Genomic DNA, 18,918 nt, shown 5'->3' with positions numbered 1-18,918 from the left:
CAGATACCCGAAGTGAGACGAGAACCGGCGAGGAGATCCCTTGGCCCCCGACAACCACAGGACCGGCCGCGACGGTGCCGCTGGTCAGGGAGCGCCAGCGCGTGTCCGTGTCATCCGTGACGGACTGGCTGCACACCTTCCCGACATCGACCCGGAGGAGACCGCCGAGTGGCTGGACTCCTTCGATGCGGCACTGGCGAGAGGTGGTCACCAGCGCGCGAGGTACCTCATGCTCAGGGTGTTGGAGCGAGCGCGCGAACGTAACGTCGGTGTCCCCCCACTGACCGCCACCGACTACGTCAACACGATCCCCACCGAGAACGAACCGTGGTTCCCCGGTGACGAGGAGATCGAGCGTCGCTACCGTGCGTACATCCGGTGGAACGCGGCGATCATGGTGCACCGGGCGCAGCGACCGGGGGTCGGCGTCGGCGGCCACATCTCCACCTACGCATCCTCGGCGGCGCTGTACGAGGTCGGGTTCAACCACTTCTTCCGGGGCAAGAACCATTCCGGTGGCGGCGACCAGGTCTTCATCCAGGGCCACGCCTCCCCCGGCATCTACGCGCGAGCCTTCCTCGAAGGTCGGCTCACCGCCGACCAACTCGACGGCTTCCGGCAGGAGTACTCGCACGCGGGTGAAGGCGGCGGACTGCCTTCGTACCCGCACCCCCGGCTGATGCCCGACTTCTGGGAGTACCCCACCGTTTCGATGGGCCTGGGCCCGATGAACGCGATCTTCCAGGCCCGGTTCAACCGGTATCTGCACGCCCGAGGCATCAAGGACACCAGCGACCAGCACGTTTGGGCTTTCCTGGGTGACGGCGAGATGGACGAGCCGGAGTCGCGCGGCCTCATCCACGTGGCGTCCGGCGAGGGGCTGGACAACCTGACGTTCGTCATCAACTGCAACCTGCAGCGGCTCGACGGTCCGGTACGAGGCAACGGCAAGATCATCCAGGAGCTGGAGGCCTACTTCCGCGGCGCGGGCTGGAACGTGATCAAGGTCATCTGGGGTCGCGAGTGGGACGCGCTGCTGCACGCCGACCGCGACGGCGCGCTGGTGAACCTGATGAACACCACGCCCGACGGCGACTTCCAGACCTACAAGGCCAACGACGGCGCCTACGTGCGCGAACACTTCTTCGGGCGCGACCCGCGCACCAAGGACCTCGTCAAGGACCTCTCCGACGCCGACATCTGGAACCTCAAGCGAGGTGGGCACGACTACCGCAAGGTCTACGCGGCCTACAAGGCTGCGCTGGAGCACCACGGGCAACCGACAGTGATCCTCGCCCACACGATCAAGGGCTACGGCCTCGGCCCGGCGTTCGAGGGCCGCAACGCGACCCACCAGATGAAGAAGCTGACGCTGGACGACCTCAAACTGTTCCGCGACGCCCAGCGCGTCCCCATCAGCGACCGGGAACTGGAGCGGGACCCGAAGCTGCCGCCGTACTACCACCCCGGTGAGCAGTCACCGGAGATCGAGTACATGCTGGGCCGCCGCAAGGCGCTCGGCGGTTTCCTGCCGCAGCGCCGAGGCAACGCGGCCAAACCACTGGTGCTTCCCGGCGACAAGGTCTACGAGGCGATCCGCAAGGGTTCCGGCAAGCAGGAAGTGGCCACCACGATGGCCTTCGTGCGGCTGGTCCGCGAGCTGGCCAAGGACCCCGAGATCGGGCACCGGCTGGTGCCGATCATCCCGGACGAGGCGCGCACGTTCGGCCTCGACTCGATGTTCCCCACCGCCAAGATCTACAACCCGCACGGGCAGACCTACACCTCCGTGGACGCGCAGCTCATGCTGGCCTACAAGGAGTCCGAGCAGGGCCAGTTGCTGCACGAGGGGATCAACGAGGCAGGCTCCACCGCGTCGTTCACCGCCGCGGGCACGTCCTACGCCACGCACGGTGAGCCGATGATCCCGATCTACATCTTCTACTCGATGTTCGGGTTCCAGCGCACCGGTGACGGGCTGTACGCGGCGGCGGACCAGATGACCCGCGGCTTCGTGCTCGGTGCTACCGCAGGCCGCACCACGCTGACCGGTGAGGGGCTGCAACACGCCGACGGCCACTCGTTGCTGCTGGCGGCCACCAACCCCGCGGTGGTTTCCTATGACCCGGCGTGGTCGTTCGAGATCGCCCACATCGTGCGCGACGGGCTGCGCCGGATGTACGGCGAGGGCGGCCCCGACGGCAACGGCGAGAACATCTTCTACTACATCACCGTCTACAACGAGCCCTACCAGCAGCCGCCGGAGCCGGAGGACCTCGACGTGGACGCGCTGCTGAAGGGCCTCTACCGGTACCGCACGGCGCCCGACGGCGACGGGCCGAGGGCGCAGATCCTCGCCTCCGGTGTCGCCATGCCAGAAGCGCTTCGCGCACAGGAACTGCTGGCGCAGGAGTGGAACGTCCGCGCCGACATCTGGTCGGCGACCTCGTGGAACGAGTTGCGTCGCGAGGCGGTGGAGGTGGACCGCGACAACTTCCTCTACCCGGCCGACACTCCGAGGGTGCCGTTCGTGACCAGGGCGTTGCAGGATGCGGAGGGACCCATCGTCGCCGTGTCGGACTGGATGCGTGCCGTTCCCGACCTCATTCGCCCGTGGGTGCCCACCGACATGCTCACTCTGGGCACGGACGGGTTCGGCTTCTCCGACACCCGGCCTGCCGCACGCAGGTTCTTCCTCGTCGACGCCGAGTCGATCACGGTGGGAGTGCTCGCGATGCTCGCCAAGCGCGGGCAGGTCACTTCGGAGTCGGTCGTCGAGGCCGCACGCAGGTACCAGATCCATGACGTCACCGCCGCCGGACCGCAACTGTCGGACTCCGGCGTCGCTTGAGGTGGATTCCGCAGCGGCCCGTCGCCCTCGCCGGTGGCGGGCCGCTCGTGTCAGAAGGAGGTCCTGCCTTGTCGAAACGCCGCCTGCCACGACCGACCGAGCTGGCGCAACTGCTGCGTCCGAAGCCGATCGTGTTGAACCCCACCGACCGCAGGCTCGCGGGGGCGCACACGATCGCCGACCTGCGGGCAGTGGCCAGAGCCCGCACGCCCAGGGCGGTGTTCGACTACACCGACGGTGCGGCGGAACTCGAGGACAGCCTGCGCAGGGCGCGGCAGGCGTACCGCTCGATCGAGTTCCGTCCGAACGTCTTGCGCGGCGTGTCCGATGTGGACACGAGCGTCGAGGTGCTCGGCGCCCGTAGCGAACTGCCTTTCGCGTTCGCGCCCACCGGATTCACTCGCATGATGCACCACGAGGGCGAGCGCGCCGTCGCCCGTGTCGCCCAGCGAAGCGGAATCCCGTACTCGCTGTCCACCATGGGGACGACCTCGATCGAGGATGTGGCTGCCGCGGCACCGCATGCCAGGAAATGGTTCCAGCTGTATGTATGGCGCGATCACGGCGCGGGCGCCGAACTCATGCAGCGGGCGTGGGAGTCGGGTTACGACACGCTGATGTTGACGGTGGACACGCCGGTCGGCGGTTCCCGCCTGCGCGACCTCCGCAACGGGCTGACCATCCCTCCTGCGCTGACACTGCGCACCTTCCTCGACGGGGCCATGCATCCGGCGTGGTGGCTGAACCTGCTCACCACCGAACCGCTGGCCTTCGCCTCGCTCAAGACGTGGGGCGGCACCGTCGAGGAACTGATCAACAGGATCTTCGATCCCACCCTCGACTACGACGATCTGGCTTGGGTCCGCGAGAGCTGGCCGGGCAAGCTGGTCGTCAAGGGTATACAGAATCCGGTCGACGCGCGCGATGTGGTGAAGGCGGGCGCGCAAGCCGTGTTGCTTTCCAACCACGGCGGGCGGCAGTTGGACCGGGCGCCCACACCGCTGGAGTTGTTGCGGCCGACCCTCGACCTCGTCGGAGGGGACGCACAGGTGTGGATCGACACCGGCATTCTCAGCGGCGGCGACATCGTGGCGGCCACTGCGATGGGCGCCGATCTGTGCCTGATCGGCAGGGCGTACCTGTACGGGTTGATGGCGGGCGGGGAGCGTGGGGTGCAGCGCGCCGTGGACATCCTGCGCGCCGAGATCGTACGGACGATGCAGCTACTCGGCGTGCGAACCATCGCGGACCTGAACAGTTCTCACGCCACGCTCCGGTGAGCCACGAACGAGTGAGAACACTGGCGCCCCATGATCTCCAGGGTCCATAGTGGAATTACCGGTGGGGACCGGGGAGACGAGGCCGCCCGATGCAGCGAGAACCGCAGCGTGTCGGGCGGTCTCGTAATTTCTGGGCCGGAAGGGGCCCGGCGTAGGATCCCACCCACGATGTCTTCGCAGCAGCGGCACGGGTTGTCCGCCAAAACCCTACGGGAGCTCGAACGAGCCTCCGGCAGACTCGCCAAGGCCAGTGTCGCCGCCATGGAGGAGCGACTGCCGTGGTTCGGCAGGATGCCCGCGGACCAGCGCGCCAGTGTGTTGCTCATCACGCAGGCGGGCGCGGCGGGCTTCGTCCGCTGGCTGCGTGACTCGCAGGAAGCACTGAAACTCACCACCGACGCGTTTCGCACCGCCCCGCGCGAGTTGTCCCGCTGGATCAGCCTTCGGCAGACGGTCGGCCTGGTACGGCTCGCGATCGAGGTGTTCGAGGAACAGCTGCACGAGTTCGCGGCCGACGAGCGGGAACGCGCCGCGCTCATCGAGGGCATTCTGCGCTACGGCAGGGAGGTCGCCTTCGCCGCCGCGAACTCCTACGCCGCGGCCGCCGAGGCGCGCGGCGCGTGGGACGCCAGGCTGGAAGCGCTGGTCGTGGACGGTGTCGTGCGTGGCGACGCGGAGGAGTCGGTGCTGTCCAGGGCGGCCGCGCTGGGTTGGGACCCGGCGGCGAGCGCGACGGTGCTCGTGGGCAACCCACCGTCGGACGACCCTCCCGCCGTGGTGTTCGAGGTGCGCAGCAAGGCCGCGCGCATCGGTAGACCCGTGCTGCTCGGTGTGCAGGGCTCGCGACTGGTCGTGGTGGTCGCGGGTGCGACGGAGGGCGGTTCGAAGGAACGGGAGATCCTGCCGACGCTGTCCACCGCCTTCGCGCAGGGACCTGTCGTCGCGGGCCCCACCGTCGAGAGCCTGGCGCAGGCGCACCACAGCGCGGCAGAGGCGCTGTCGGGGCTGCGCGCGGTCGTCGGCTGGCCTGCCGCACCAAGGCCCGCCTACGCGGCCGACCTGTTGCCCGAGCGCGCGCTCGCTGGGGATGCCGAGGCGGAACGCCAACTCATCGAGTCGATCGCTCGCCCACTGGAGGCGGCAGGCCCCGCGCTGCTGGAGACCATCGACGCCTACCTGGAGTGCGGTGGCGTGCTGGAAACGTGCGCGAGGCAGCTGTTCGTGCACCCGAACACGGTGCGCTACCGGCTTCGCAAGGCCGCCGAGCTCACCGGCCGCAACGCGGGCCACCCCAGGGACGCGCTGGTGCTGCGCACGGCACTGACGGTCGGCAGGCTCGCCAGGTCACGCGGGCTGTGGTGAACCCCGGGATGATGCCGGTTCGGGCCGGGTTTGTAGGACTCCCACAACGTCGCTCGATGGACTTCGTGACTCGGCGGCATCCCGGTGACACCCCCGCGAAGTGTTCCCTGGACCGGTGACCACCGCTCTCCTCTGCCCCGGACAGGGATCCCAAGCTCCCGGCATGCTCACCGCCTGGCTCGAGTTCGACGGCGCGAGAGACCGCCTCGAGCAGTGGTCGACACGTTGCGGTCTCGATCTGGTCCGGCTCGGCACCGAAGCCGACGCGGAGGAGATCCAGGACACCGCGATCACCCAGCCGCTCATCGTCGCCGCGTCGCTGCTCGCCTTCGAGTACCTGCCTGCCGAGGCAGGCGGCGACGGCCCCGTCGCAGGGCACTCGGTCGGTGAGCTGGCTGCCGCCGCCATCGCGGGGGTGTTCTCCGCCGACGACGCCGTCGCGCTGGCCGCCGTACGTGGCGCGGAGATGGCCAAGGCATGCGCCGCCGAGCCGACCAGCATGGCCGCCGTGCTGCTCGGCGAGCCGGAACGGGTGGTCGCCTGGCTGCACGAACAGGGGCTCGAGGCCGCCAACCGCAACGGCGCGGGGCAGATCGTGGCCTCCGGCTCCGCCGAGGCCATCGACCGGATCGTCGCCGAGCCACTGGAAGGCACCAAGGTCCGCCAGCTGAAGGTCGCGGGGGCCTTCCACACCCACTACATGGCGCCCGCCGAGGAAGCCATGCGCGCGCACGCGGGCGGCATCACGCCCGCCGACCCGAAGCGGCCGCTGCTGTCCAACGCCGACGGCGAGGTAGTGAGCAGCGGTAAGGAGTACCTGCGCAGGCTCGTCGAACAGGTCATCCGGCCGGTTCGCTGGGACCTCACCATGCGAGGGCTGGCCTCGCTCGGTGTCACCCGCACGGCTGAACTGCCGCCTGCGGGCACACTCACCGGGCTGGTCAAGCGAGAACTCAAGGGCACCGTCACCGAGCTCGTAGCGCTGAAGACGCCCGCCAACCTGGAGGAACTGCGATGACCCAAGTCCGGCCGGCCCTACGGCTGCGGCAGGGCGCACCGGCCACGCGCATCTTCGGGGTTGGTAGCACACAGCCGGACCGGATCGTCACCAACGACGAGCTGGCGCAGCGAATGGACACCAGCGACCAGTGGATCCGCGACAGGGTCGGCATCGTCGAACGCAGGTTCGCAGGCGACGACGAGCGGTTGGTGGACATGGCTGTCACGGCGGGCGCCAAGGCACTGGCGGACGCGGGCGTCGATCCGTCCGAAGTAGACACCGTGGTGCTGCCGAACTGCACGATGCTCTCGCCCATTCCCAACGCCGCTGGGCAGGTCGCCGACCGTATCGGCATCAAGGCCGCGGGCGCGTTCGACATCAACGCCGCGTGCGCCGGATTCTGCTACGGGCTCGGGCTGGCCTCCGACCTGGTACGCGCGGGCTCTGCGGGTAAGGTGCTCGTGATCGGTGCCGAGAAGCTCACCGACGTGGTGGACCCGCAGGACCGTTCGACGGCCATCATCTTCGCCGACGGCGCTGGCGCGGCGCTCGTGGGACCGTCGCGGGAGCCAGGCATCGGCCCCGTCGTATGGGGCAGCGCGGGTGATCTCGTCGACATGATCTACATGCGCGACCACAAGTACATATTCCAGGAAGGGCAATCGGTCTTCCGCTGGGCGACCACCCAGATGGCGCCGGTAGCCATGCGGGCGGTGGAACTTGCCGGGCTCGAATTGTCCGATGTGGACGTCCTTATCCCGCATCAGGCGAACCTGCGTATCGTCGAAGCCATCGCCAAGCGGCTACGGGCGAAGGGAGCGAGGCAGGACATGGTGGTCGCCGACGACATCAAGCACTCCGGCAACACCTCGTCGGCATCGATCCCGCTCGCGCTGGATCACATGCGTGCGGCGGGCACCGCCCGCAAGGGTGATGTCGTGCTGCTGATCGGCTTCGGCGCCGGGCTCTCCTACGCGGCGCAAGTGATCATCTGCCCGTGATACCACTTACGCCGACGGCGTAAGGTTCGTCGCAACCGCAACAGGAACACCAGGAAGGAAACACCCAGTGGCAGACAAAGCGGAGATCCTGTCCGGCCTCGCCGAGATCGTGGAAGAGGTCGCCGGTGTGGCGCAGGACGATGTGAGCCTGGAGAAGTCGTTCGTCGACGACCTCGACATCGACTCGCTGTCCATGGTCGAGATCGCGGTACAGGCGGAGGACAAGTTCGGGGTGAAGATCCCCGACGACGAGCTGGCGAACCTCAAGACCGTCGGCGACGCCGTCGACTACGTCGCGGCGAACGCCAAGTAACAGCTGTTGGACACCTCGGGGAGACTTCCATGAGCAACATCGACGTCGTGATCACCGGGCTGGGCGCCACCACGCCGCTCGGCAGGGACGTCACGTCCACGTGGGACGGGCTGCTCGCAGGCCGTAGCGGCGTCCGCCGGATCGACGCCGAATGGGTGGAGCGGCTCGACCTGCCGGTGAAGATCGGTGCCGCGCTCGCCGAGGAACCAACGGAGCAGATCCCGCGTGTGCAGGCCCGCAGGCTGGACCGCTGTGAGCAGGTGGCGCTCATCGCGGCCCGGCAGGCGTGGGCCGATGCGGGTTTCCCCGAGCCGACCGACGACCACAGCGACGTCGATCCGGACCGGCTGGGCGTCTCCATCGGCTCTGGCATCGGTGGCCCCGTCACGCTGCTCAACCAGCACGACCTGCTCGCCGAACACGGCATCCGCAAGGTGTCACCGTTGACGGTCCCGATGCTCATGCCCAACGGGCCTGCCGCCCACGTGGGAATCGACCGCATGGCCCGCGCCGGGGTGCACTCGCCTGCTTCGGCCTGTGCCTCCGGCGCGGAGGGTATCGCCAGCGGCTTCCAGATGATCCAGAACGGGCGCGCCGACGTGGTGCTCGCAGGCGGGGCGGAAGCCTGCATCGCGCCCATCACGATCGCCGGATTCGCGCAGGCCAGGACGGTGTCGACCCGAAACGACGACCCCGAGCACGCTTCCCGGCCCTTCGATGCCGACCGTGACGGCTTCGTGCTCGGGGAAGGAGCAGGCGTGGTGGTGCTGGAGCGCGCCGACCGGGCGAAGGCACGCGGCGCTCGCATCTACGCGCGGCTCAGCGGCTACGGGATCACCTCCGACGCCTACCACATCACCGGCAATCATCCCGACGGCATCGGGCAGATCGCCGCGATGAACAACGCTGTCCAGATGGCGGGGCTGACCCCGGCCGATGTCGGGCACGTCAACGCACACGCGACCTCCACGGTCGTGGGCGACGTCGGTGAGGCGGCGGCCATTCGCAAGGCGATCGGCGACCAACCCGTGGTAACGGCGCCGAAGGGCGCACTCGGTCACCTGGTCGGTGGCGCGGGGGCGGTTGAGGGCATCGTGACGATCCTGTCGCTGTACCACGGGATCGTGCCCGCGACGCTGAACCTGACCAACCTCGACCCCAAGGTGGATCTCGACGTGGTCGCCGGTGAGCCACGCAAGGTGCAGCTCAACGCGGCCATCAGCAACTCGTTCGGCTTCGGCGGGCACAACACCGCGCTGCTGTTCACCGCGGCGTAGGCCCCGGCCATCAGCAGCTCGTGTACTCCGGTGTGCTGCCCGCGGGCAGGGTGTCGATCCGCCAGCCACCCTGCTGCCTCGCCAGTGGCAACGCCAGTCGCCAGCGGATGCACGTCTCCGGCAGTTCGGGTGGTGCGTCCGCCACGTCCTGGGTGCTGGTGAAGCCGATCAGTACGGTCAGCCCACCGTTGGGCACGGCCTCGATCCGGTAGACGAGGATGCTGCCGTCCCTGGTACTGCGGTAGTTGGCGAGCCATTCGGATCTGGGCTGCGCCTGTGTCCGCTCGGCGACGACCGTCCTGGTCCAGCGTTCGTAGTCACGGGCGTTGATGGAGTCGAAGTGCTCCTGGAGCAGCCGTCTCACCGGCTCGGCTTCCGGGTGGGCCGCCGCGTCACCGGTGAACCCGACCTTGGCGGAACCTGGCTGGCGGGCCGGTGGCAGCGGCGTCGTGGTGCGCACGCTCGCGGAGGGGCCGTCGTCACGGCGGGGAGGCTGGTACAGCTCCCTCGCCAGCAGGCCACCACCCACGGTCAGCGAACTCACCACGACCAGCACCGGAACCAGCCAACGGAGCGGGCCTGGAGGCGGGGTGGCGGGCACCCGGCAAGACTAGCCAGGGCCTCAGCCGACCTGGTGCAGCCAGGTGACCGGCGCCCCGTCACCCGCGTGGCGGAACGGCTCCAGCGCCTCGTCCCAACTCGCGCCCAGCAGCTTGTCCAGTTCGTGCGCCAACTGCTCGCCCGCCCTGCATCGCGAAGCCAGCCCGCGCAGGTGGTCCTCGCCGACGACGATGTCGCCGTTGGCGCTGGTTCTCGCGTGCCACAGGCCGAGGCCGGGCGCGTAGCAGAAGCGCTGCCCGTCAACGCCCGGGCTTGGCTCCTCGGTGACCTCGAACCGCACCATCGGCCACGCCTTCAGAGCGGAAGCGAGCTTGCCCGCGGTGCCCGCGGGCGCGCGCCAGTCACACTCGGCACGTAACTGCCCGGGGGCGGCGGGTTGGGCTGTCCAGCGCAACTCCACCCGGCCACCGAGCGTGCCGGAGATCGCCCACTCGACGTGCGGGCAAACCGCAGACGGCGACGAGTGGACGTACACCACGCCACGAGTGCTCACTGCTGACCTCCGCTTGTTCGACGAGGGGCGTCTTCCCCTACGACCTCGTCCTATGGCGGAATAATCAACCCGCAGCGATGCTTGAACCACATTCTGCACCGCACTCACCCGTTTGGCCACACGAGCACCAGAAATCACACCGGCCAGTGAGCAAGGGAGTCCCACCGCCATGCCGACGGTGGAACTCCCTTACCCGGGTGGCCGACCGGATCAGCCGGTGCTGGCCCCGAGCCTGGTGGCCGCCGCCACCGTGTCCGCCAGGCCGGTGCCCTTGTCGAAGCTGGACGTGTAACCCTCGTACGGCTGGTACGGGGCGCCGTCGGCGTACTTGTACGCGGTGGCCTTCAGCGCGTCCTCGATCTCGCCAGGTGTCGCGCTCGGCTTGGCCTGGAACAACTGCGCCACGATGCCCGTGACCTGCGGTGCAGCCATCGAGGTGCCGCTGATGACGTTGTAGGTTCCCACGTCGAGCGCGCCAGGGCCGTTGAAGAACTCCAGGCCTGTCGAGCAGATCGGCAGGTACGGCCTGCACGCGGACACGATGTTCTCTCCCGGCGCGGAGATGTCCGGCCAGGTACCGCGGTCGGCGGCGTCGCCGCGCGAGGAGAAGTCGGACACTGTGCCGTCCCGGGTGCCGATGCCCTGGTCGTTGTAGGAAGCGACGGAAAGCACGCCAGGTGTGGGGTCCTGTCCCGGCGGGTTGGAAAGGCTTTCCGAGCCGTCTCCGCCGTCGTTCCCGTTGGCCCACACGGTGACCACGCCTTCGGCGGCCAGTGCGCGTTGCAGCTTCACCGTCGCGGAGTTGGGATCGAACTCGCCTCCCCCGCTCGGCCCGTAGGAGTTGTTGACCACCTTGATCGGCGGGCACTCACTCGCGGAGACTCCCTCACCGCACGGCGCCGCGTGGTTCTCCAGCACCCAGTTCAGTGCGGCGTCGCTGCCGAGGATGAGCAGTGCCGCGCCGGTCGAGATCGACACGATCTTGGAGCCGGGCGCGGACCCACCCACGCGAGTGTCACCCGAGAGGGTGTAGGGGGTTCCCGCGGCGATGCCGGTGACGTGAGTGCCGTGACCGCCCACGGACAGCGTGTCGGTGTCCACGACCGTGGGCAGATTGACGATGCACCCGGTGTCGGTGCCGCCCGTGCACAGGCTCTTCAGGTTCGCGACCACACGCGTCGACCCGTCGTCGGCACGGAAGGCCGGGTGGTTCGGGTCCACCCCGGTGTCGATCACGGCAACGCTGACGCCCGTGCCGTCGAGCGGCCTGCCACTGCCGTCGACCAGGCTCTCTCTGGCCTGCACCGACCGGGTCGCGGTGGTACCCGCACTGGCGAAGAACCGGATCGGATCGTTGTTCTCCACGTAGGTGACGCCGTCGGCCGAACGCAAGGCATTGACCTGTTCGGTCGTACCGGTCGCGGCGACCACCGCGATCTTGCGGAAGCTCGTGAGCTGGGTCATCCCCGCCTGCGATACCGCGCGCTCCGCGGCGGCCAACCGGGTGCCGTGCACCAGCACCGTCGCCGGCTCGTCACCGGAGGCGGTGGCCAGTAACGCGTCGAGGGTGTCGGACACGGGCGCCAGTGACGTCAGTTGCGCCGGTGCCGAACCGGCACCGTATGCCGGGGCCATGCCTGTCAAGGCGAAAGCCGTGACGGTTGCGGCGATCAGCGATGACCGCCGCAACCGACCGCGTGAGCGCATTGCAGCCTCCCGAGGAGTAGGGGATCGACTATCTACCCAGGAGTAGCACTCAACTAGGTGACAGCAATCACTGTCAATGATTACTTTGCGCGCAGGCGAAAACGTCAGTCACTGACCGGTCGGCTATAACTGAGCGAGTCACGGGCCAGGGGAGGTATGAGGTGCGACTCGTCCGCTTTCCCGGGCGGCCCGCCAAAGTGTCCGACGACATCCGCGCCGCGCTCTCCTCCCTCGGTGATGGAGCCGACGTCGCGGGCGGTATCGCGCTGGTCGGGGTGCGCCCACCCGGCATGGAACAGGATGTCGACGCCGTGCTGGTGCTGCCCCGGGGCATTGCGATCGTCGTCGGAGTCGACCTGCCCGACCCTGCCGTACGGCTGCAGGCCCCGATCGCCGATACGTGGAAAGTGGACGGCTGGCCGCTGGTGCGCGCCGACGACGTGGTGAACCCCGCCGTGGAGGCGCTCGCGCTTTCCGGCAGGGTCGCGGACCTGGCGCGCGCCGCGGAACCCGGCATCGCCGTCGGAACCGTCATCGCGGTCGGACCGTACGCCGAGACCGTCGAGCAACCGCCGTCGGAACTCACCGGCCCGGTCCGAGTCGTCCACCCCACCTCGGCGGCCATGCTTTCCTCGCTGGTTTCGTTGGCGACGGGTAAGCACGACCTCACCGTCGACCGAGCCAGAGCACTGCTCGACCAGCTCGCGCCCACCCCGTGCGAACTCGACGACGCCGCGCTGATCGGCGAGGGGTTCGCCGCCACCACATCCGGCGGAGCCGCTACCGGCTTGCCGCATGACACTGCCGCCACGACTCCCGCCATCCCGGTCGTGACGGTCACGGGGCCGCACACCACCGCGACACCCGCTCAGCCATCGGCCTCGCTGCCCACGCGTCCCCGCCCTCGGCGGCGCGGACGGCGCGGAGTGCTCACCGCCGCCGCTGTGTTCGCCGTAGCGATCATCGTCACGGTGTCGATCATCGCGCTCAGTGGAGGCGAACCTGCGGGGGTCGCGCGGAGCGCCGCCAGCCCGGTGGTCACCGCGGCGGGTGTCGAGTTCACCGAGTACGCGCGAGGCGACGACGCCGAATGCGCCCGGCATGCGCTCGGCGAGTTGCAGGTCTTCCTCGACACCTCCAGCTGTTCGCGGGTGTGGCGGGGCAGCTACCAGGCACGCGTGGCGGGTAGGGCGGTCGCCGTCTCGGTGGCGGCGCTGACCTTCTCCGACGAACCCGAGGCGACTGCCTTCCACACCCTCGCCGACACGCCGGGCAGCGGTGTCCTGATCGACCTCGCCGCAGAGCGCACCGGCTGGCCCGGCGAGCCGCCCTCGTTCGCCAACGCGGCCTACGCCAGCCAGCGGCAGGGGCGTACCGTGCTGCTCGTGCTCGCGTGCTCACGCACCGGGGAGTCCACACCGGACGATCCCGCCCTTGTCACCGCCGCCGAGGTGGCGCTTCAGCTGCCCGGCAGCAGCTGACGCGTCTGTCCACTGCGGATACACAACCCGGCCGGGCCGGGCTTCGACGAGGCACCACCCGGAAAGATCGGGCCGGTCCGGGACTCCTCCGGCGTGGACGTGTGCGGCGTGCCGGGCCGGCCAACCCGGATCGGCCAGGGCGTATCCTTTCGGCAGGCACGGCCCGGAGCAAGGGGAGGTCCTGGATGGCCAGGAGCACGTCGATTCAGACGCTGGACGACATCAACGGCGAGCCTGCGGAGGAGACCGTCCGGTTCGCGTTGGACGGCGTCGACTACGACATCGACCTCTCCAGCGAGAACGCGGGCAACCTGCGAGCGGCACTCGATCGCTATGTCGCCTCCGGTCGCAGGGTCGGCGGGCGCAAGCGCAGGCCACGCCGGATCGGCACATCACGCGCGCGGGGCAGCCGCGCGACCGCCGAGAAAGCACCGGGCTCCGCGCCACCGAAGCGAGCAGCCCGGGGTAAGGCCAAGCCCGCCACGAGCGGCAAGTCGCAGGCCCCCCGCAAGGCCGCCACCGCCAAGCCCGCCGCTGATTCCACCAAGGCCACCGCGAAAACGACCGCGAAAGCCGCCACCAAGACCCCAGGCAGGACCTCAGGCAAGACGTCGGGCAGGACTTCAGGCAAGGCACAGCGAGGCCGGGCGAAGCCGGCCGCTGGCACCACAGGTGCCAAGGCCGAGGCAGCCACGAAAGCCGCCACCAAGAACAGCAGAACCCGCGCGGCAACGGCGACGGCGGCGAAGGGCACGAGAGCCGAGTCCGCAAGCTCGACCGGTGGCAAACGCACGGCCGCCAAGAACGGCAAGACGGCCAAGTCCGCCAGGTCCGCCAGGTCCACCAAGTCCGCCAAGTCCGCCAAGTCCGCCAAGTCCGCCAAGGACACTGCCCAGAACCCGGCCAGGTCGGCGCGAAGCGGCAAACCCGCCGAGCCGACCGCGACCAAGACGACCGCGACCAAGAAGGCCAAGCCCGCCAAGACGGCCGCGGCCAAGACAGGCAAGGCCGGCACCGGCAGGGCTGACAAGCGGGCGTCGAGGTCCTCCGTCGCGCCGAAGGTGACCTTCTCCGCTGTCAGCTGACCGGGCCGGCCTCGCCCACCGTGATCACAACGCCTTGAGTTCCTCCACGATGTCGCCCACCGACGTCTTCGCGTCGCCGAACAGCATGCTGGTCTTCGGATCGAAGAACAGCTCGTTCTCGATACCGGCGAAGCCAGAGCCCATCGACCGCTTCAGCACGATGACCGACCGGCTGGCGTTCACGTGCAGGATCGGCATGCCGTAGATGGGCGAACTCGGGTCGGACTGCGCCGCCGGGTTCGTGACGTCGTTGGCTCCGATCACCAGCGCGACGTCGGTCTGCGGGAACTGCGAGTTGCTCTCGTCCATCTCCTTGAGTGACTCGTACGGCACGTCGGCCTCGGCGAGCAGCACGTTCATGTGCCCCGGCATCCGACCCGCGACCGGGTGAATGGCGTAGCCCACATCGATGCCCTTGGCTTCGAGTAGGTCCGCCATCTCCCTTACCGCGTGCTGGGCCTGCGCAACAGCCATGCCGTATCCGGGGACCACCATGACCTTGCTGGCATACGCCATCTGGATGGCGGCATCGGCGGCGCTCGTACTGCGCACCGGTCGGTCCTCGACGACCTTGGCCCCGCCTGCGGCGGCTCCGCCACCGAAACCGCCCGCGACGATGGCGGGGATGGACCGGTTCATCGCCTTTGCCATCAGGTTGGTGAGGATCGAGCCGGACGCGCCGACGATCATGCCGGCGACGATCAGCGCCGTGTTGTTCAGCGCCAGTCCCATCGCCGCCGCTGACAATCCGGTGAGCGCGTTGAGCAGCGAGATCACCACCGGCATGTCCGCACCACCGATTGGCAGCACCACCATCAGGCCGAACAGTGCCGAGGCCACCAGCACTCCGATGATGAGCCACTGCGAGTCTCCGCCGGACGCGATGGCCACCGCGCAGGCCACGGCGGCCGCCAGCAGCACCACGTTGAGCGGCTGCTGGAGCTTGCCCACGGTGATCGGCCGCCCGGAGATCAGCTCCTGCAGCTTGCCGAAGGCGATGTTGGAGCCCCAGAACGACACCGAACCGACGATCGCGGCGAACAACGACGCGATCGCGACGTAGAGCGGTTCGTGCGCATACCCCGCGGTGTCGCGGAACTCCACCCAGGCGATCAGCGCGACCGCGCCACCGCCCACGCCGTTGAACAGTGCCACCATCTGCGGCATCGCGGTCATCTTGACCTTGCGTGCCGCCGGGACGCCGACCACCGTGCCGAGCCCGACACCGAGCGCTATGAGCCACCAGTTACCCATGCCGGGCAACAGCAGTGTCGCGATGACGGCGATCGCCATGCCGACGGCGGCGATCCAGTTACCGCGCACCGCCGTCCGTGGCCCGGTCAGCCCCATCAGGCCGTAGATGAACAGCGCGAAGGCGACGATGTAGAGGACGGAAACGAAGGTGGTCACTTCCGCGCCTCCTTGGCGGCGTCCTGCTTGGGCTTCTGCTTGAACATCCCGAGCATGCGGTCGGTGACGAGGAAGCCGCCGACCACGTTGATCGTGCCGAACGCGATCGCGATGACGAGCAGCACCTTGTTGAGCACGCCCTCGGTGCCCAGCCCGAGCACGATGAGCCCGCCGAGCAGCACGATGCCGTGGATGGCGTTCGTGCCGGACATCAGCGGTGTGTGCAGCGTGTTGGGCACCTTGGAGATCACCGCGAAACCGACGAATCCGGCGAGTACGAGGATCGCCAGGTTCTGGACCAGCATCAGTTCACCTCCTCGTCCGCTCCGGCGACGCAGGCGCCGGCCACGATCTCGTCGGAAAAGTCGAGCGCGAGCCTGCCTTCCGAATCCACCATCAACTCCAGCAGTTCGGTGAGATTGCGCGCGTACAGCTCGCTGGCGTGCACCGGCATCTCGGCAGGCAGGTTCAGCGGCGAGCAGATCGTCACGTCGTGCGCGACGACGTCGGTACCTGGCTCCGTCAGTTCACAGTTGCCACCGCTTTCCCCCGCCATGTCGACGACGACGCTGCCGGGTCGCATGCCGCGCACCGCTTCGGCGGTGACGAGTGTGGGGGCCTTGCGCCCAGGTACCAGTGCGGTGGTGATGACCACGTCGAACTCCGTGATCGCCTCGGTGAGGCGCCGCTGCTGTTCGGCGCGTTCCTCCTCGGTCAGTTCACGGGCGTAGCCGCCTTCGCCCACGGCCTCGATCCCGAGGTCGAGCCATTGCGCCCCCACCGATCTCACCTGCTCGGCCACCTCTGGGCGCACGTCGTACCCGGTCGGCTGCGCGCCGAGCCGTTTGGCCGTGGCCAGTGCCTGCAGCCCGGCCACGCCCGCACCGAGTACGAGCGCCTTCGCGGGCGGCACCGTCCCCGCGGCGGTGGTGAGCATCGGGAAGAACTTGGGCAGGCGCTGGGCCGCCAGCAACACGGCGCGGTACCCCGCGACGTTCGCCTGCGAGGACAGCGCGTCCATCGCCTGGGCGCGGGAGATCCTGGGGATGGATTCCACGGCGAAGGCCCTGATGCCCGCCTGTTTCAGCGCGGCCACCTCGTCCACGTTGGTCAGCGGCGCGAGGAATCCGATGAGCACGGTGCCCCGTGACAGCCGTTCGATCTCGCCTGCTGTCGGCGGCGCGACCTTGAGCACGACGTCGGCGTTCCAGGCGTCGCCGACGGTGGCGCCCGCGTCGGTGAACAACTCGTCGGACAGTTGGGCCGCGGCGCCCGCACCGGGCTCCACCACGACCCGCAGCCCACGTCCGGTGAGCCGTTCGACAAGCTTGGGCACCAGCGCGACTCTGCGTTCGTCCGGCTTGGTCTCCTTGACCACGCCGATGGTCAGCGGCGTCGACGAGGTCTCGGTTTCGGTCACTATGGCGTCCTCCTCAGGAGTGAGGTACGGCGTGCAGACCATACTCGACGAAATCGCTGCCACGGGCCGGTGATACGTGTCGCAATCACCACAATGTTGCATACTGTATGCACTTCACGGGACGATACCGTTGTGCTATGCACTCCACGGAGATCGAGGTACGCACCGGGGGCAGCGCCACCGTTCACGACATCACAACTGAGACGGAACGCTTCCTTGCGGACGTGTCGGCCGGTGACGGCCTGCTGCACGTCTGGGTGCCGCACGCCACGGCAGGCCTTGCCATCCTGGAAACCGGCGCGGGAAGCGACGACGACCTGCTCGCCGCCGTGGACCACCTGCTGCCGAGGGACGACCGCTGGCGACACCGGCACGGCAGCAGTGGCCACGGCCGTGACCACGTGCTGCCTGCCTTCCTACCGCCGTACGCCAGCGTCCCCGTCCTCGGCGGAGCGCTTGCCCTCGGCACCTGGCAGTCGATCTGCCTTGTCGACACCAACATCGACAATCCCGTCAGGCGACTGCGGCTGAGTTTCCTCAGCGGCTGAGCGCGTCGGCCACAGCACCATCACAAGGCCCGCGACGAGCAGCCCGGCGAGCACCCACGCGCCGACCGCCACATCGGGCGCGTGCGGCGTACCCAGCAGCAGACTGCGCAACGCCTCGGTGGAGAACCGAAACGGCGTCCACGACCACAGCAACGTGCGGTAGGCGGAGTCGAGCAGTTCCGGCACCTGGCCCGCCACGGCGGGCGCGAGCAGATACAGCGGTCCCAGTACGGCCATCGCCCGAAGCCCCAGCAGGCGCAACAGGCCTGCCTGCACGGCGGCGAACGCCAGCGCGGTAAGGAAGACGAACCCTACCGTGGCCGCACCGAGGTCCAGCGAGGAGTCCCACAGCGCCAGCAGGCCGAGCATCGCCCCGGCGACGAGAGTGCTCGTCACCAGCACGTGGGTGATGCGGCTGCCACGACCCGGCATCGCCCCACCCCGGGTCGACAGCAACGTCAGCGACGCTCCGGCGGCAAGGCCGCCCACCCAGGCCAAGGCACTGATCGCAAGCGGGGCGAATCGGCCCGCGGCGCCCGTGCCGTGCAGCGTTTCGACCTCGACGGGCACCACCGCGGCACCCGGCGTGGCCTGCGCCAGCCGCTGTGCCACGGCCTGACCCGTCATCGTCAGTGCCTGCTGTGCCACCTGTGTGCCCGCAGGGTTGACCGCTGCCGAGACGACAACGTGCACCGAAGGCCCTCGCTCCTGCTGGCGCAGCTCGAGTACCCCGTAGACGTCCTTGTCCGCGAGCAGTTCGCTGCCCTGCCGCGGTGTCGTCACCCGCCAGTCCACCGCCTCCCCGCCTCGGGTGGCGACCTGCTCGGCGGCGAGGCGCAGCGGACCACCCTCCGGCGCGGCCACCGCGACGGGGATGCCGTTCGGTTTCGCGGTGGCCTGCGCTCCGAAGGTGAGCAATCCCAGTGCCGTGGCGGCGAGCGCGCCCAGCAGCGCGGTCAGTACGACGAGCCGTCCGCCGCCGCGCGAGGGGCGCGGGGTTGGATCGACCATGCCGGCCTCCAAATTTTCCACACGCGTTGAATTCAACGCCCACGGTATGCCGAGGTCG

The 18,918-nt window shown here is 69.0% G+C and carries 16 protein-coding genes and 1 pseudogene; 10 read left to right on the top strand and 7 right to left on the bottom strand.

Annotated elements, in window-relative coordinates:
- Nucleotides 1-40: 40 nt before the first annotated feature.
- The 7 genes from aceE (at nucleotide 41) to SACMADRAFT_RS06940 (ending at nucleotide 9,084) form a co-directional block, all read left to right on the top strand.
- Nucleotides 41-2,851 carry a pyruvate dehydrogenase (acetyl-transferring), homodimeric type gene (gene aceE, locus SACMADRAFT_RS06970; RefSeq protein ID WP_009153087.1) on the top strand — a complete coding sequence of 937 codons (2,811 nt, stop codon included), beginning with the start codon at nucleotides 41-43 and terminating at the stop codon, nucleotides 2,849-2,851.
- A 68-nt stretch (nucleotides 2,852-2,919) separates the two neighbouring features.
- On the top strand, nucleotides 2,920-4,131 hold the full coding sequence (locus tag SACMADRAFT_RS06965; RefSeq protein WP_009153086.1) for an alpha-hydroxy acid oxidase: 1,212 nt from the start codon (nucleotides 2,920-2,922) through the stop codon (nucleotides 4,129-4,131).
- A 168-nt stretch (nucleotides 4,132-4,299) separates the two neighbouring features.
- Nucleotides 4,300-5,493, top strand: a complete 1,194-nt coding sequence (locus SACMADRAFT_RS06960) for a PucR family transcriptional regulator (protein ID WP_009153085.1) — start codon at nucleotides 4,300-4,302, stop codon at nucleotides 5,491-5,493.
- Between the two features lie 100 nt (nucleotides 5,494-5,593).
- Nucleotides 5,594-6,511: an ACP S-malonyltransferase gene (locus SACMADRAFT_RS06955; RefSeq protein ID WP_083840849.1), complete on the top strand. Its 918-nt coding sequence runs from the start codon at nucleotides 5,594-5,596 to the stop codon at nucleotides 6,509-6,511.
- The gene (locus SACMADRAFT_RS06950) at nucleotides 6,508-7,494 is read left to right on the top strand and encodes a beta-ketoacyl-ACP synthase III (protein WP_009153083.1); all 987 of its coding nucleotides are present in this window, start codon (nucleotides 6,508-6,510) and stop codon (nucleotides 7,492-7,494) included. The genes SACMADRAFT_RS06955 and SACMADRAFT_RS06950 overlap by 4 nt, the downstream gene beginning before the upstream one ends.
- Nucleotides 7,495-7,561: 67 nt before the next feature.
- Complete coding sequence (locus tag SACMADRAFT_RS06945) at nucleotides 7,562-7,807, top strand: acyl carrier protein (RefSeq protein ID WP_009153082.1); 246 nt, start codon at nucleotides 7,562-7,564, stop codon at nucleotides 7,805-7,807.
- Nucleotides 7,808-7,836: 29 nt separating this feature from the next.
- Nucleotides 7,837-9,084 (top strand): beta-ketoacyl-[acyl-carrier-protein] synthase family protein, encoded by a 1,248-nt coding sequence (locus SACMADRAFT_RS06940; RefSeq protein ID WP_009153081.1) that lies wholly within the window; start codon nucleotides 7,837-7,839, stop codon nucleotides 9,082-9,084.
- 10 nt (nucleotides 9,085-9,094) lie between these two features.
- On the opposite strand, the gene SACMADRAFT_RS06935 is transcribed toward SACMADRAFT_RS06940, so the two are convergent.
- The 3 genes from SACMADRAFT_RS06935 to SACMADRAFT_RS06925 form a co-directional block, all read right to left on the bottom strand.
- Nucleotides 9,095-9,685 carry a hypothetical protein gene (locus tag SACMADRAFT_RS06935; protein ID WP_050998073.1) on the bottom strand — a complete coding sequence of 197 codons (591 nt, stop codon included), beginning with the start codon at nucleotides 9,683-9,685 and terminating at the stop codon, nucleotides 9,095-9,097.
- 21 nt (nucleotides 9,686-9,706) lie between these two features.
- Nucleotides 9,707-10,198, bottom strand: a complete 492-nt coding sequence (locus SACMADRAFT_RS06930; RefSeq protein ID WP_009153079.1) for a DUF3145 domain-containing protein — start codon at nucleotides 10,196-10,198, stop codon at nucleotides 9,707-9,709.
- Between the two features lie 210 nt (nucleotides 10,199-10,408).
- Nucleotides 10,409-11,905: a S8 family serine peptidase gene (locus SACMADRAFT_RS06925; protein ID WP_009153078.1), complete on the bottom strand. Its 1,497-nt coding sequence runs from the start codon at nucleotides 11,903-11,905 to the stop codon at nucleotides 10,409-10,411.
- Between the two features lie 161 nt (nucleotides 11,906-12,066).
- On the opposite strand from SACMADRAFT_RS06925, the gene SACMADRAFT_RS06920 reads away from it, so the two are divergent.
- Together SACMADRAFT_RS06920 and SACMADRAFT_RS30295 are read left to right on the top strand one after the other, a co-directional pair.
- Complete coding sequence (locus tag SACMADRAFT_RS06920) at nucleotides 12,067-13,386, top strand: hypothetical protein (protein WP_009153077.1); 1,320 nt, start codon at nucleotides 12,067-12,069, stop codon at nucleotides 13,384-13,386.
- A 185-nt stretch (nucleotides 13,387-13,571) separates the two neighbouring features.
- Entirely contained in the window at nucleotides 13,572-14,471 is a 900-nt protein-coding gene (locus tag SACMADRAFT_RS30295) for an Lsr2 dimerization domain-containing protein (protein ID WP_009153076.1), read from the top strand.
- Between the two features lie 24 nt (nucleotides 14,472-14,495).
- Here the strand turns inward: SACMADRAFT_RS30295 and SACMADRAFT_RS06910 are convergent, their stop codons facing one another.
- Genes SACMADRAFT_RS06910 through SACMADRAFT_RS06900 form a run of 3 tightly spaced genes read right to left on the bottom strand, consistent with a single transcriptional unit; the run spans nucleotide 14,496 to nucleotide 17,301 of the window.
- Entirely contained in the window at nucleotides 14,496-15,881 is a 1,386-nt protein-coding gene (locus SACMADRAFT_RS06910) for an NAD(P)(+) transhydrogenase (Re/Si-specific) subunit beta (RefSeq protein ID WP_009153075.1), read from the bottom strand.
- Nucleotides 15,878-16,186 (bottom strand): NAD(P) transhydrogenase subunit alpha, encoded by a 309-nt coding sequence (locus SACMADRAFT_RS06905; protein WP_009153074.1) that lies wholly within the window; start codon nucleotides 16,184-16,186, stop codon nucleotides 15,878-15,880. The genes SACMADRAFT_RS06910 and SACMADRAFT_RS06905 overlap by 4 nt, the downstream gene beginning before the upstream one ends.
- Entirely contained in the window at nucleotides 16,186-17,301 is a 1,116-nt protein-coding gene (locus tag SACMADRAFT_RS06900; RefSeq protein WP_009153073.1) for a Re/Si-specific NAD(P)(+) transhydrogenase subunit alpha, read from the bottom strand. The genes SACMADRAFT_RS06905 and SACMADRAFT_RS06900 overlap by 1 nt, the downstream gene beginning before the upstream one ends.
- 137 nt (nucleotides 17,302-17,438) lie before the next feature.
- Here SACMADRAFT_RS06900 and SACMADRAFT_RS28985 point away from each other — a divergent pair, with 137 nt between their 5' ends.
- Entirely contained in the window at nucleotides 17,439-17,849 is a 411-nt protein-coding gene (locus SACMADRAFT_RS28985) for a secondary thiamine-phosphate synthase enzyme YjbQ (RefSeq protein ID WP_009153072.1), read from the top strand.
- Here the strand turns inward: SACMADRAFT_RS28985 and SACMADRAFT_RS06895 are convergent.
- Nucleotides 17,793-18,860 (bottom strand): annotated as a pseudogene (locus tag SACMADRAFT_RS06895) (ABC transporter permease); the annotation flags it as partial. The gene SACMADRAFT_RS28985 and the pseudogene SACMADRAFT_RS06895 overlap by 57 nt on opposite strands.
- Between the last annotated feature and the right edge of the window lie 58 nt (nucleotides 18,861-18,918).

The sequence above is a fragment of the Saccharomonospora marina XMU15 genome (genome assembly GCF_000244955.1).
In the GTDB taxonomy this organism is placed as follows: domain Bacteria; phylum Actinomycetota; class Actinomycetes; order Mycobacteriales; family Pseudonocardiaceae; genus Saccharomonospora_A; species Saccharomonospora_A marina.
The sequence above is the reverse complement of the archived record's forward strand: the minus strand, read 5'-3'. Positions and strand labels throughout refer to the sequence as shown.